The sequence below is a fragment of the Nonomuraea insulae genome (assembly GCF_042656245.1).
In genome coordinates, this window is the sequence record NZ_JBHSPA010000084.1 from 18557 (window position 1) to 30966 (window position 12410).

Genomic DNA, 12410 nt, shown 5'->3' on the forward strand with positions numbered 1-12410 from the left:
AGCTAAAGTTAAGGCTCGTAACAAAAGAGATTATCCATCACAGATCATCGACACAAGGAGTTCTCATGGCTGTCTCCCCAGCCCCCTGGGCAGATCGCATCGGACGTGGGCTGATGGCCCTCGACGCGATCGCCACCCTCGTCGCGTTCGCGGGCGGGCTCGCGATCATGGCCGAGGTGTCCGACGATCGCGCCATCACCGAGGCCTGGCGGACGTCCGCCTACATCGTCTTCGCGGGGCTGTGGGCCCTGCTCGCCATCGCACCGCGCAGACAATGGGGCCTGTGGGAGATGCTGCTCTTACAGAAGGGCGCCATCACCACGTACGCCTTCGTGATGTCGGATCTGCCCGACGCCCAGAGCACCGCCGTCGTCGACCTCATCCTCACGGTGACGACCCTGGCGGCCTACGTGCTGTGCCGTGGCTGGCAAGCCTGGCGGAGCGGCGCCCCCGAGCCGGTGAGCGGCGCACGGCTCGCCGGGTGACCCGGCCCCCGCCCGCGTCCGCCGAGGGTTTCGCAACCTCACCTGCTGGTGAGCTGGTGGACGAGGGGGAGGAGGATGTCGCCGACGATGGAGTCGATCGCGTCGCCGGAGGGCGGGCGGCCGAAGACGACCGCCTCATTGCGTATCAGGTCGAAGGGCAGCCGGAGCACTCGCGGCGGCAGGTCCGCCGCGGGGAGCTCGCCCCGGTCCGCCGCCCTGGCGATGACGGCCGCCATCCTGTCCTGGGGGGTGGACCGCGCGATCCACGCGTGCAGGGCGGCGGTGCCGTCCGGGTCGCGGGCCGTTTCCGCGGCCAGCCCCGCCAGCACCTCGCCGCGTACGGCGTCGAACCCGTTCGCCGCCTGCCGGAGCAGCTCGACCAGGTCGGAGCGCAGGGCGCCGGTGTCCGGCGGCTCCGCGCCGGCCGGGAGGGTGTGGTCCATGGCGGCCAGTGCGAGTTCGGCCCGGGTGGGCCATCTCCGGTTGACCACCGGGCGGCTGGTGCCCGCCAGCGCGGCGACCGCCTCGAACGTCAGCTTGGCGTAGCCGGCCTCGGTCAGGATCTGCCAGGTCGCCTCCAGGATGGCGTGCTCCAGCCGTTCTCCGCGTCTCCGTGTGGCCGTCACGCGATCGCTCCTTTAGATGCACTACGCATCTTACATCTGCTGGCGTCCTGCCATCCGGAAGCGATCATCAAACTCATCGCCCACGAGCCTCCGGTCATGTCCGTCCTGTCCGACCTCGACCGGATCCGCGCCAACGGGGTGGCGATGGTCAGCGCCGCCGGGAGCGCCAGCACCGGCGCGTTCTACGCGCGCACCGCGAAGGTCGTCGCCGAGCGCACCGGCTGCCCGTACGTCGAGTTCCGGGCAACCACATCGCCTTCATCACCGATCCCGAGCCCTTCGCGCAGGCGCTCCGCGACGCCCTTCGGTAAGTCCTCGATGGTGATGGGGCAGGCCGGCCGGGGCGCCGGCCGCACGATGACCGCTCAGCCCTGGAGGCCGGCCCGCTCCTCCAGGTAGGAGAGGGCCCCGACCGCCTCCTCGGCGAAGAACACCAGCTCGGTGAGGGGGATCGGCAGGAAGCCCTCCGCCTCCATGCGCTGGAACTGCTGCTTCAGCCCGTCGTAGAAGCCCGCGGTGTTGAGCAGGACGACGGGTTTGTCGTGCAGGTTGTGCTTCTTCAGCTCCAGGATCTCGGTGGCCTCGTCGAGCGTCCCGGTGCCGCCCACCATGATGACGACGGCGTCGGCGCGGGCCAGGAGCTGGGCCTTGCGTTCCGCCAGGTCGCGGGTGATCACCATCTCGTCGGCGTTCGCGCGGGCCTTGCCGGCGAGGAACTCGACCGAGATGCCGACCAGCCGCCCGCCCGCCTGCTGCACACCGTCGGCCATGACCTTCATCAGGCCCGTGTCGGAGCCACCCCACACCAGCGTGTGGCCGCCCTTGCCGATGAGCTGGGCGAACTCGCGGGCGGGCACGGTGTAACGGTCGTCGAGGTCGGCGGCGGAGCAGAAGACACAGATGTTCACAGCCGCCACTTTATGCCCTTCACCCGAAACGACCGGCCGGGCAGCGGGCCGGCGCGAGAGCGGAAACGTAGGGTGGGGCCATGTTCTTCGAGCCCCCATCGGCGCAGGAAGAATCGACTCGCCCGCCCAAGCCCGGCTTGCCGGCCTGGCACGCGCCGCCGGCGGAAGAGATGGGCGCCGTCATGGTCAGCGGCCTGATGCTGGCCCGTACCCCGAACGTCGTCATCGCCGTGCCCACGATCCAGGCGTTCAGTACCGGCTGCCTGATCAACGCGGACATCGTCACGAGACGGCACACGCTGTCCCCAGACGACTTCCAGGCCCTCCAGCTGTCCGTCTACCCCCATATGGTCACCGGGGTGAGCGCCGGCCGGTCGTTGCCGGACAACCTGCTGCGGTTCGGCGTGCGCTTCGCCGATGGATCCAAGGCGACCACCGTCGGACAGAAGCTGGACAGGACAGGCCTCCCGCAGGACCCGCCCCCCGGCCCGCGGCTTTCCTGGTTGTTCGGCGGCATGTCCATGCGCAGCGGCGACGACGGCGCGGGCAACCCCGTCATCCCACTGTGGCTGTGGCCCTTGCCGCCCCCGGAGACCTTCGAGCTCGCCGTCGAGTGGCCCGCCGGCGGCGTCGAGCTGAGCATCGTCGAGCTGGACGGCGCGGCCATCGTGTCCGCCGCCCGGCGGTCGGCGCCGTACTGGCCGGACTAGTTTGCGAGCAGGGCGGGGATGGCGGCCACGCTCGGCAGCAGGTGCGTGTGGCGGACGGCGCCGAGCACGGCGGCGTCCTGGCCGCCGGTGAGCACGCCGGCCACGATCGCCGCGCCCGCGTTGGTGCCCGCCTGCAGGTCGCGAACGGTGTCGCCGGCGGTGAGGACGCGGCCGACGTCGTGGACGCCGGTCGCCTCCATCGCCCGGAAGATCATGTACGGGGCCGGCCGCCCTGCCGGGACGTCGTCCACGCACACCACGGCGTCGAGGAACCCGTCGTCCCAGCCGATCGCGCCCAGCAGCGCCCCGGTCACCTCGCGGTCGAACCCGGTGGTCAGCGCCACCTTCACCCCCGCGGCGCGCAGCGTCGCGATCGCCTCGGGGACCCCGGGCAGGGGCGTCGGCGGCGTGCCGGTGTAGGCGGCGCGCAGGCGGGCGCGGAAGTCGGCGAAGGCGCCGTCCACCGCCTCGGGCGCGGCCAGGAGCGCGCTGATCGCCTCGCGTTTGCCGGCGCCCATCCAGCGCTGGATGTCGGCGGCGTTAGGGGTGCCGCCCGCCGCCCGCACCGCCTCTTCGAGGGCGACGTAGACGGCGCCGTGCTCTTCGACGGTGGTGCCGGCGATGTCCAGAACCGCCAGTTCGATCATGGCTGAGCTCCTAGGCAGAGGAGGTGCGCAGCAGCGCCGGGTGGGCCTGCTGGGAGTTGTCGATCGTGAAGGAGACGAGGTCGGGGCGGTAGCGGTCGTCGGAGTGCTCGACCGGGCGGCCGTCGGCCGAGGAGGTGCGGCGGCGCTCGCGGAGCAGGGCCGAGCCGGGGGCGACGGTCAGCAGGGCGGCGTCGCTCTCGTCGGCGACGATCGCGTCGATCACGTGGCGGGCGGTGCTCAGGTCCACGCCGCGCCCGTTCAGGTAAGCGAAGACCGACCCCTGGTCGCAGTCGAAGTCGAAGAGCAACCGGCCCACGGGCCAGACGAACGTGGTGCGTTCGATCATCGCGGGCACCCCGTCGAGCAGCCGCAGGCGCAGCAGGTGCACGACCGGCTCGCCCTCGTCCACCAGCAGGGCGTCGGCCGCCTCCGCCGAGGCGGGACGCCGCGCGACCTCCAGCGTGCGCTGGCCGGGCGTGCGGCCCATCTGCTCGGCCCACCGCGAGAACGACAGGAACGTCTCGAACGGCTGCGGCATTGTCCGGCTGCGCACCACCGGCGGCCTGCCCCGGCCGCCGCCGATCAGCCCTTCCGCGCGCAGCGTGGCCAGCGCCTGCCTGATCGGCCCGCGCGAGGCTCCCCATCGCTCGCACAACTGCGACTCGGAGGGCACGGCGGCGCCCACCGGCAGCTCGCCGGAGCTGATGCGGCGACGCAGATCCGCCGCGACGCGTTCGTGGAGAGGCCCGTCCATGAGACTTGACCATACAACAGGTGACGATGCCGTTGACATGGGGAGATGGCGACGAGACGAACGTCTGGTGACAGGTGTTGACGAGAGTCTGGCGGGCTTGGCACTTTACTTGTCATGACAAGTCACCAGCCGGTCGATCTCGTCGTCGTCGGCGCCGGCATCGTCGGGCTCGCCCACGCTGTGGACGCGGTGCGCCGCGGGTTGTCCGTCGCCGTCGTCGAGCGCGACGAGCGGGCCGTCGGGGCCTCGGTCCGCAACTTCGGGCACGGCTGCTTCACCGCCCAGGCCGGCGACGCCCTGCGCTACGCGATGGCCGCCAGGACCGCCTGGCTGAGCCTGGCCAAGGAGGCGGGGCTCTGGCTCAACGAGGGCGGCACCGTCGTGGTGGCCAGGGCCGACGACGAGTACGCGGTCCTGGAGGAGTTCGGCGCCGCCCGTGACGGCCAGGTCGTCCTGCTCGACGCCCGCGAGGTGGCCGAACGGGCGCCGGTGGGCCCCGGCGTGGTCGGCGGCGCCTGGCTGCCCATGGACGTACGCGTCGACCCGCGCCACGCCGTCCACGCCATCGCCGCCTGGCTGGCCCGGCAGGGGGTGCGCTTCCACTGGGCCACCTCCGCGCACCTCGTGGAGCCGGACGCCGTGATCACCGGCCGGGGCCGGATCGAGGCCGGCCGGGTGGTCGTGGCCGTCGGCCACCACGTGGACCGGCACTTCCCCGACCTGGCCGAACGCGAAGGGCTGCGCCGCTGCGCGCTGCACATGTTGCGGGTGGCCGACCCGCACGGCCGCCGCGTGGATCCCGCGGTGTTGTCCGGCTTCTCGCTCCTGCGCTACGCCGGCTTCACCGCCTGCCCGACCGGGCCCGCCCTGCGTGAGCGGCTGGAGTCCGAGCACCCGGCGCTGACCGGGATCGGCCTGAACCTGATGTTCACCCAGCGGCCGGACGGCGACCTGATCATCGGCGACACCCACGCGTACGGCGGCACGTTCGACCCCTTCAAGGACGACGACCTCGACCGGCACGTCCTGGACGAGACCGCGCGCCTGCTGGGCGCCGCCCGCCTGACGGTGCGCGAGCGCTGGCGCGGCGTGTACGCCTCGGCCCCCGGCCCGTTCCTGGTCGCCGCACCCATGCCCGGAGTGCGGGTGGTGTCGGTGACCTCCGGCATCGGGATGACCACCGCCCTGGGCCTGGCCCCCGAGGTCCTCGACGACCTCCTCGGCTGACCGCGGGCTCATCGAGCACGTTCAGGCCCTCGGCGACGCGGGCCGCTCAGCCGCGCGGCGGGCTAGTCGGCCATGCCGGAGTTCCAGGCCCAGGCGGCGATGGCGACGCGGTTGCCCACGCCCAGCTTCGCGCTGATGCCGGCGATGTGGTTCTTGACCGTGCCCGGCGCCAGGAAGAGCTCCTCGGCGATCTGGGCGTTGGTCTTGGCCTGGGCGACCAGGCGGACGACGTCGGCCTCGCGCTCGGTCAGGCCGGGGTCGGGCGCCGGTTCCCGGGGCCGGCTCACCCTCGGCCGGCGCAACAGGCCGAGGGTGAGCTGGGGGCTGATGAGCACGTCGCCGTTCACCGCCGCGCGTACGGCCTCGACGAGCAGCGCGGGGCCCGAGCGCTTGAGGACGAATCCGGCCGCGCCGTGGTCGAGCGCGGCACGCGCGTACTCCTCCAGCCCGAACGTCGTCACGACCACGACGTGCGTGCCCGTGCCCGCGAGGGCCCTGGTGACCTCGATGCCGTCCGCGCGCGGCATCCTGATGTCGGCCAGCACGACATCGGGCTTCAGGCGCAGCGCTGTGTCGATGGCCGTGCGGCCGTCGGCGGCCTCCGCGACGACCGTCATGTCCGGCTGCGCGTCGAGGATGAGGCGGAAGGCGCCGCGGATGCCCTCCTGGTCATCGGCCACGAGGATGCGGATGGACATACCGCTCATCGTGGCAGAGGCAGCCGGGTGGTCAGCCGCCAGCCTCCCCGTACGGCCGCGGAGCTCAGCTCGCCCCCTGCCGCCTCGACCCGCTCCCGCAGCCCGGCCAGGCCGAAGCCGCCGCGAGGCCCGCCGGTCGCCGGGGCCCCGCCCTCGTTGCCGACGGTGATCAGCAACTGGTTCCGTTCTGCGTGCACACGCGCGCCGACCGCGGTGGCGCCGGGCGCGTGGCGGCGCACGTTGGTCAGCGCCTCCACGACGATCCGGTACGCCAGGGCGCCCGTCTCATCCGGCACGTCCAGCCCCTCCTGGAGGTCGAGCCGGACCGGGGGACCGGCGGCGGAGAAGCGGGCCGCCAGGGCGGGCAGGTCGGCCAGGCCGGGAGCGTGCAGTTCCAGCACCGTCCTGTCGAGCGTCTCCATGGCGCGCAACCCCGCCTCCTCCACCCGCCGCAGCGCCAGCAGCGCCTGGGCCGGGTCCGCCACCCCCACGACCTGGCCGGCCTGGGCCTGGGCGAGCATCTCGCCCACGTCGTGGGCCACGAAGTCGTGCAGGTCGCCGGCCAGCCGCAGGCGCTGCTCGGTCCTGGCCCTGCGCACCGCGCTCGCCCGGCCGTCGTCCAGGTAACGCAGGTACAGCGCCACGCCCACGGCGGCGATGACCCCGAGCGACCAGAAGGCGCACATGCCCACCGCCTCCAGCGGCGAGGCGGGCACGAGGTAGCGCAGCAGCCACGTCGAGGCGGCGGCTCCGGTGAGCACGCACGCCGGTACGGCCCGCCGTGCGGGAGAGCGGCGGGCGACCAGGCCCGTGACGGCGATGAGCAGGAAGCTCTCGGCCAGGCCGATCAGGTCCTCGCCCCGGCCAGGACCGTCCATGATCAAGAAGCCGGCCGTGACGGCCAGGGACAGCGCCCCCGCCGCTCCGGCCACCCAGGGGAGCGCGGGTCGCCGGGCGAGCGCCCACATCAGCGCCGCGCCCGCGGCCAGGGCACCGGCTGCGTCCAGGAGGTTCACGAAGGGGACAGTACTGCTGAAAGTTCCCCAGGACTTGTGCCGAACGGCACCCCCACCCCGGCTCGAACCTGCCGAACGGCACCTCGCCGGGCGGATCGGGGGCCGGAAGGCTGGGGGCATGTCGAAGATTCCTTCATGGTCAGGACCGGCGGCGCTCGTATGGTCCTGCGTTTACGCCGTGCTCGGCCTGGCCTGGGCGCTCGGTGCGCCCGCCTTCCCCTGGGGCGCGAGCGACCCCGACCCCGACGGGCAGTTGTCGCTGCTGGCCGGACTGGCGCCCGAGTCCGGCGGCTGGTGGGTGGCCGCCTTCGCGGTGGTGTCGGGACTGACGGCCTGGGCGCTGGCGAGGCGGGAGGGGACGAGCCGGGTGCCGCTCTGGCTCGCCTGGCCGATCGTGCTGTTCCTCGTGGTGCTGGTGCCGGATTCGAGGCTCATGATGGGGGTGGCGTACACGCCGCTGCTGCTGTTCGCCCCGCTGCTGGACGGGCCGTTCGGACAGGTCGGGCTGGGCGACGCGTGGCCGTGGCCGGTGCTCAACCAGCTCGGGTGCGTGCTGGGCGGGCTGCTGCTGGCGGGGGCCGCGCTGCGCTACCGGCGGGGCGGGCGCGACGGCGGATGGACCAGTGCCGCGTCGGCCGCCCGCTGGGGCCGGCCCGCCGTGGCCGTGGCCGTCGCCACCCCGCTGTTCTACTGCGCCACCCGCTGGGCCTGGGCGCTGGGCATCCCGCTGGGGGTGAGCCCGGAGTTCCTTGAGGCGGGCGCGAGGGACACGCCGGGCATCTGGCTGGCGGGCGCGTACCTGGCCACGGTCGGCGCGCTGGGCGGGGTGCTCACGCTGGGGCTCGTACAACGCTGGGGCGAGGTCTTCCCCCGCTGGATGATCGGTCTGCGCGGACGGCGCGTCCCGATCCTGCTCGCCGTCATCCCGGCCGGATTCGTGGCGGTGATCATCACCGTGGCCGGGCAGACCTACATTCGCCGCGGCCTCGCCGGTCACTTCCGCATGGACGAGTGGGGGGCGTGGCTGCCCGAGTGCTTCTGGCCGATCTGGGGCGCGGCCCTGGCCGCCGCCGCCCTCGCCTACTACCTGCGCAGACGCGGTGCGCGTGCCGGTCGTCAGTGAAGGAGCAGACCCATGTAGTACTCGTCCCACCCGGCTCCAGCAGCATGAAGCTCGACTCCCGGTCCAGTCCGTCCTGGAGATCGAGCAGCACGGGGTGTCGTCGGGCGTGGCGCGGCGAATCTCGATCACGCCGCAAGCCTAACCACGGCGTCTACATCGGTTTGATCCATCTCGGCGCCCGGCGCGAATAGGCGATGAGCGCGTGTGATCGGGACATGAAACATCACCGCTACCGGGGAGCTTTTTCATATGGGGGACTTACTTCGCACGCTCGGCCGCCGGGTGGAGGCCAATGCCGAGCGGGCGGTCGAAGCATGTGTCCGCGAGATACCCGACTACCAGGCCATCGCGCCGGTCGCCTGGGACTCCATGGTGGATGTCGCGGTCGTCAGCCGCAACCGCATGATCGAACTGGTCGATGCCGACCTGCCGCTGCAAGAGCGCGACCTGGCCTTCGCCGAGTCGGCAGGGGAGCAGCGCGGGGCGCAGGGCGTGTCGCCGGCCGGGCAGCGCGGCGCGCTCGCCCTGCACAGCGCCCTCGTGCTGCGCGACATCTCCGAGGCGGCCGGGCCGGGGGACCTCGACGACACCATGCACGCACTGGACTGGCTGGTCAGGCACGGCGGGGCGGCGCGGGCCGCCTACACCAGGGGCTACTTCAGGGGCCAGGTGTGCTTCCTGCCCGTCGAGGCCCGCGTCCAGCACCTCGTCGCCATGTTGCTGTGCGACGACCCCGCCGCCGCGGAGCTGGCCAAGAGCCTGGGCATGCCGGTGTCCGAGCGGTACATCGTGACGGTGATCCGCGTCGCGGAGCCGCGGGGGTGCAGGCAGGAGGTGGCGGTGGTGATGGTGGAAGAGCACCGGGTGCCCCTGGGGTGGTGCGAGCCGGGGGAGTTCGTGGCGCTGGTGCCCTACAGGGGCGGCGATCCCGCGGCCGAGGGGCGGGTGCTGGCCATCGGGCGGGACGTCGCCGCGGCGGTCGGGCGGCCGTGCTCGGTCGGCACGGCCGTGGGGCGGCTGCACGCGCTGGCAGTGGCGGTCGCGCTGGCGCGGAAGGTGGCCAGGGTGGCGCCGATCGAGCGGGTGCCGCGCCGGCCGTACGGGATGGGGGACGTGTTCGCGGAACTGGCCGCCGTACAGACGCCGGAGGTGGACGGGTGGCTGCGGGAGGTGGCGCAGCGGCTGGCCGGCGGGCCCGATCTGGTGATCACGCTCGACGCCTACTACCGCAGCGACATGAACCGCACGCTCGCCTCGACGTCGTTGCACATCCACCCGCGTACGCTCGACTACCGGCTGCGGCGGGTCCGCGACCTGGTCGGCATCGAGCCCGGGTCCACCCGGGGCGTGCGAGTGCTGAGCACCGCCGTCACGCGGGCGCTGGCGGGGGCGTGGGAGGATCCCGGGACGCCCTGACCCGGCGGATGCCGATCCGGCCGCGGGCAGAAGGTCAGGTTCGGGCGTTCAGGGTGTCCAGGAAGCAAGGTCAGGTTCGGGCGTTCAGGGTGTCCAGGAAGCGTTGCTCGAACGCGGCGGTGCCGGCCGTGGTGCCGTACCGGAGCGGGCGCCCCGAGGGCGACAGGATCGTGCGGCCGGCCGAAGGGCCGGTCACGAGCACGTCGACGCGCCCGGAGGTGAACGTGACGTGGCCGGGATGGATCGCCGACATCGCGGCCAGCGGGTCCCACCAGTAGAGCAGGCCCGCCGCGATCAGGGGGCTGACCTCGGGATGCGTGACGATCTCCAGTACGGTGCCGGCGGCCGCGGTGCTCTGGTCGGCGGCGAGCCGGTCGAGGAACGCGGCCGTGATGGGCGCCTGGTTGGCGGCGTCCAGCGACACCATGCGCACGCTCCCGCGGCTGCGGGTGAGCGCCGCCCGCGCCGAGGCGGGGTCGAGCCAGTAGTTGAACTCCTGCGTCCCGTCGAACTCCGGCGGGGTGCCGCAGCACAGGTTGCCCGGCACCCGCACGGCGCCGCCCATCGAGGTCAGGCGGGAGGCCGAGTACGGCAGGGCGGCGGCCACGTTCGTGAGGGGGCCGGTGGCGATGATCTGGGCCGAGGGGTCGGCGCGCAACACGTTCCTGATCAGTTCGGGGGCACGGATGCCCGACGGCGTCTCGTCGCCCGTGCAGCCGGGTGTGGCGGCGGTGAGCACGCGGTCGAAGAGCTGCCTCAGCTCGGCCGGGAAGGAGTTCGGCCCCGTGGCAGAACCGTCGGCGATGCGCACGCCGCGCAGCCCGAGGCGCTCGGCCAGGCACCGCGCGTGCCGGATCGCCCTGCCGGGTAAGCCGGCGCCGCCGCCCGTCACCGTGATGGCGCGCAGGTCGATGCGGCCGGCCCGGTGCTCCTGGGAGAGGTAGGCCAGCGTGGCGGCGTCGTCGAAGTCCATGTCGGTGTCGAAGATGATCGCGGGGGGACGGGCCTGCGCGGCGGCGGGCAGCGGGGTCAGGGAGGTCAGGGCCAGGACGAGGGAGAGCAGAAGTCTCTTCATGGGTTCCCCGGGTTCGAGCCGATGGTCCGAGATCCAGTCAAGCCGAAACCGGAGGGCCGAGATAGGCGACGTCACCCCGTCGAAGCGGTGCGACCAGGTGGATGCCTGGAAATTACCGACTAACGGGATCTATCCCGCTATGGTGCATGGGATCCGTCCCGGCCGTCACAGGAGTCACGCCGCTCATGCCCCATGCCGAACCGCTGCAGCCAGGCGATCCCGAGGCGATCGCCGCCTACCGGATCGTCGGGCGGCTCGGCGAGGGCGGCCAGGGCACCGTGTACCTCGGCCAGGACCCTGACGGCCGGCCGGTGGCGGTCAAGGTGCTGCGGGAGTCCGTCGGCGGCGACCGTTTCGCCAAGGAGATCGCGGCGGCGCGGCGGGTGGAGCCGTTCTGCATCGCGCAGGTGCTCGACGCGTCTTTGGGGGCGCGGCCGTACATCGTCAGCGAGTACGTCGAAGGCCCCTCCTTGCAGCAGGCCGGCCGTCACCACGGCGCGGACCTGCAGCGGCTGGCCGTCAGCACCGCCACGGCGCTGGCCGCCATCCACCAGGCGGGCATCGTGCACCGCGACTTCAAACCGGCCAACGTGCTGCTCGGGCGCGACGGGCCGCGCGTCATCGACTTCGGCGTCGCCCGCGCCGCCGACTCCGCCGTCACCATGACCAGCAGCATCGTCGGGACGCCCGCGTTCATGGCTCCCGAGCAGCTCGCCGGCGCGTACGTCGGCCCGGCGGCGGACGTCTTCGCCTGGGCCTCGGTCATGGTGTACGCGGCCACGGGCACGTCGCCGTTCGGCAACGACTCGCTGCCCGCGGTCATCAACCGCATCCTCAACCAGGAGCCGTACCTGGGCGACCTGGCCGAGCCGCTGCGCTCGATCGTGTACACCTGCCTGGCCAAGGACCCGGCCGCCCGCCCGCGCATGCAGGACGTGCTCCTCCGCCTGATCGGCGGCCGGCCCCAGCCGCTCGCCCAGCAGCCGCAGACCGGTCCATGGAACGCCCCGGGGGGTCACACCCTCCCGCCTCGCCGCCAGGCCAGGCGGTTCCCGCTGATCGCCGGTCTGTCCGGTGGGGTGGCCGCGTGCCTGGTGGCCGCCGCCGTCATCTGGAACGTCTCGGCGGACCGCGATCCGGTCTCCCCGGCCCTGGCCGCCGACTCCAGCGAGCAGCCGTCCCCTTCCGCCACCACCCCGGTCAGGCGGAAGAAGACCGTACCGCCGAAGAAGCGGCGCACCCCGACGCCGGCAGTCAGGACCACGCGTCCCACCCCGACCCAGGCGCGCTCCACGCCGACCCGGACGCGCCCCACCACCACGCCGTCGAAGAAGCCGACCACCACCCGGCCGACCACCACCCGGCCGACGCCGGCGAAGACCAAGGCCAAGGCGACGGCCTCGTTCAGCCTCGTCTACGTGCGGGTCACCGGCCGTTCGCGGATCAACCAGGACGGCGTCACCTGCTACTCGGGCGACGTGGGCTTCGGCATCGCCCTGGACGCGAGCGAGATGGGCGCCCCCTTCTCCTACCAGTGGCTCGTGGACGGCCAGGTGGTCGAGAGCGGCTCCAGGCGCATGCCGTCCTACAGCCGCGGCGACTATTTCGGCTCGAAGAAGCTGATCACCCCGGAGCTCGGCTCCTCCCACACGGTCGTCTTCCGGCTCACCTCACCGGTGAGCAGGACCAAGTCGGCCTCCTGGACCATGTGCTGAGCCCGCCACC

General features: G+C 72.9%; 14 protein-coding genes. 7 read left to right on the plus strand and 7 right to left on the minus strand.

Annotation, left to right across the window (positions count from 1 at the left end):
- Window positions 1-65 precede the first annotated feature (65 nt).
- On the plus strand, window positions 66-485 hold the full coding sequence (locus ACFPZ3_RS53050) for a hypothetical protein (protein WP_379522074.1): 420 nt from the start codon (window positions 66-68) through the stop codon (window positions 483-485).
- Between the two features lie 38 nt (window positions 486-523).
- Here ACFPZ3_RS53050 and ACFPZ3_RS53055 read toward each other — a convergent pair whose 3' ends face one another.
- The gene (locus ACFPZ3_RS53055; RefSeq protein WP_379522075.1) at window positions 524-1111 is read right to left on the minus strand and encodes a TetR/AcrR family transcriptional regulator; all 588 of its coding nucleotides are present in this window, start codon (window positions 1109-1111) and stop codon (window positions 524-526) included.
- A gap of 96 nt (window positions 1112-1207) precedes the next feature.
- Here ACFPZ3_RS53055 and ACFPZ3_RS53060 point away from each other — a divergent pair, with 96 nt between their 5' ends.
- Window positions 1208-1510 carry a hypothetical protein gene (locus tag ACFPZ3_RS53060; RefSeq protein ID WP_379522076.1) on the plus strand — a complete coding sequence of 101 codons (303 nt, stop codon included), beginning with the start codon at window positions 1208-1210 and terminating at the stop codon, window positions 1508-1510.
- Here ACFPZ3_RS53060 and ACFPZ3_RS53065 read toward each other — a convergent pair.
- Window positions 1477-2019 (minus strand): LOG family protein, encoded by a 543-nt coding sequence (locus ACFPZ3_RS53065; protein WP_379522077.1) that lies wholly within the window; start codon window positions 2017-2019, stop codon window positions 1477-1479. The two genes, ACFPZ3_RS53060 and ACFPZ3_RS53065, sit on opposite strands and share 34 nt — an antisense overlap.
- An 80-nt stretch (window positions 2020-2099) precedes the next feature.
- On the opposite strand from ACFPZ3_RS53065, the gene ACFPZ3_RS53070 reads away from it, so the two are divergent.
- Entirely contained in the window at window positions 2100-2729 is a 630-nt protein-coding gene (locus ACFPZ3_RS53070) for a hypothetical protein (RefSeq protein ID WP_379522078.1), read from the plus strand.
- On the opposite strand, the gene ACFPZ3_RS53075 is transcribed toward ACFPZ3_RS53070, so the two are convergent.
- Both ACFPZ3_RS53075 and ACFPZ3_RS53080 read right to left on the minus strand, forming a co-directional pair.
- A complete protein-coding gene (locus ACFPZ3_RS53075) occupies window positions 2726-3376 on the minus strand; it encodes a phosphonatase-like hydrolase (RefSeq protein WP_379522079.1) in 651 nt (216 codons plus the stop codon). The two genes, ACFPZ3_RS53070 and ACFPZ3_RS53075, sit on opposite strands and share 4 nt — an antisense overlap.
- 10 nt (window positions 3377-3386) lie before the next feature.
- Window positions 3387-4130 carry a GntR family transcriptional regulator gene (locus ACFPZ3_RS53080; protein ID WP_379522080.1) on the minus strand — a complete coding sequence of 248 codons (744 nt, stop codon included), beginning with the start codon at window positions 4128-4130 and terminating at the stop codon, window positions 3387-3389.
- A gap of 114 nt (window positions 4131-4244) precedes the next feature.
- Between ACFPZ3_RS53080 and ACFPZ3_RS53085 the strand changes: the two genes are divergently transcribed.
- Entirely contained in the window at window positions 4245-5357 is a 1113-nt protein-coding gene (locus ACFPZ3_RS53085) for a TIGR03364 family FAD-dependent oxidoreductase (protein WP_379522081.1), read from the plus strand.
- 62 nt (window positions 5358-5419) lie between these two features.
- Here ACFPZ3_RS53085 and ACFPZ3_RS53090 read toward each other — a convergent pair whose 3' ends face one another.
- Entirely contained in the window at window positions 5420-6055 is a 636-nt protein-coding gene (locus ACFPZ3_RS53090) for a response regulator transcription factor (protein ID WP_379522082.1), read from the minus strand.
- A gap of 5 nt (window positions 6056-6060) precedes the next feature.
- The gene (locus ACFPZ3_RS53095; RefSeq protein WP_379522083.1) at window positions 6061-7071 is read right to left on the minus strand and encodes a sensor histidine kinase; all 1011 of its coding nucleotides are present in this window, start codon (window positions 7069-7071) and stop codon (window positions 6061-6063) included.
- Between the two features lie 118 nt (window positions 7072-7189).
- Here ACFPZ3_RS53095 and ACFPZ3_RS53100 point away from each other — a divergent pair, with 118 nt between their 5' ends.
- Window positions 7190-8194, plus strand: a complete 1005-nt coding sequence (locus tag ACFPZ3_RS53100) for a hypothetical protein (RefSeq protein WP_379522084.1) — start codon at window positions 7190-7192, stop codon at window positions 8192-8194.
- Window positions 8195-8443: 249 nt separating this feature from the next.
- Window positions 8444-9610 (plus strand): PucR family transcriptional regulator, encoded by a 1167-nt coding sequence (locus tag ACFPZ3_RS53105; protein WP_379522085.1) that lies wholly within the window; start codon window positions 8444-8446, stop codon window positions 9608-9610.
- Between the two features lie 70 nt (window positions 9611-9680).
- Here the strand turns inward: ACFPZ3_RS53105 and ACFPZ3_RS53110 are convergent, their stop codons facing one another.
- Window positions 9681-10685, minus strand: coding sequence for a nucleoside hydrolase (locus ACFPZ3_RS53110; protein WP_379522086.1), 1005 nt, complete (start codon window positions 10683-10685; stop codon window positions 9681-9683).
- A gap of 185 nt (window positions 10686-10870) precedes the next feature.
- On the opposite strand from ACFPZ3_RS53110, the gene ACFPZ3_RS53115 reads away from it, so the two are divergent.
- Window positions 10871-12400: a serine/threonine-protein kinase gene (locus tag ACFPZ3_RS53115; RefSeq protein WP_379522087.1), complete on the plus strand. Its 1530-nt coding sequence runs from the start codon at window positions 10871-10873 to the stop codon at window positions 12398-12400.
- The last annotated feature ends 10 nt before the right edge of the window (window positions 12401-12410 follow it).

Excerpts from the sequence above, each read along its gene's own strand:
- ACFPZ3_RS53050 (WP_379522074.1), top strand. The coding sequence starts at position 66 with ATGGCTGTCTCCCCAGCCCCCTGGGCAGATCGCATCGGACGTGGGCTG.
- ACFPZ3_RS53060 (WP_379522076.1), top strand. The coding sequence starts at position 1,208 with ATGTCCGTCCTGTCCGACCTCGACCGGATCCGCGCCAACGGGGTGGCG.
- ACFPZ3_RS53070 (WP_379522078.1), top strand. The coding sequence starts at position 2,100 with ATGTTCTTCGAGCCCCCATCGGCGCAGGAAGAATCGACTCGCCCGCCC.
- ACFPZ3_RS53075 (WP_379522079.1), bottom strand. The coding sequence starts at position 3,376 with ATGATCGAACTGGCGGTTCTGGACATCGCCGGCACCACCGTCGAAGAG.
- ACFPZ3_RS53080 (WP_379522080.1), bottom strand. The coding sequence starts at position 4,130 with ATGGACGGGCCTCTCCACGAACGCGTCGCGGCGGATCTGCGTCGCCGC.
- ACFPZ3_RS53085 (WP_379522081.1), top strand. The coding sequence starts at position 4,245 with ATGACAAGTCACCAGCCGGTCGATCTCGTCGTCGTCGGCGCCGGCATC.
- ACFPZ3_RS53090 (WP_379522082.1), bottom strand. The coding sequence starts at position 6,055 with ATGTCCATCCGCATCCTCGTGGCCGATGACCAGGAGGGCATCCGCGGC.
- ACFPZ3_RS53100 (WP_379522084.1), top strand. The coding sequence starts at position 7,190 with ATGTCGAAGATTCCTTCATGGTCAGGACCGGCGGCGCTCGTATGGTCC.
- ACFPZ3_RS53105 (WP_379522085.1), top strand. The coding sequence starts at position 8,444 with ATGGGGGACTTACTTCGCACGCTCGGCCGCCGGGTGGAGGCCAATGCC.
- ACFPZ3_RS53110 (WP_379522086.1), bottom strand. The coding sequence starts at position 10,685 with ATGAAGAGACTTCTGCTCTCCCTCGTCCTGGCCCTGACCTCCCTGACC.
- ACFPZ3_RS53115 (WP_379522087.1), top strand. The coding sequence starts at position 10,871 with ATGCCCCATGCCGAACCGCTGCAGCCAGGCGATCCCGAGGCGATCGCC.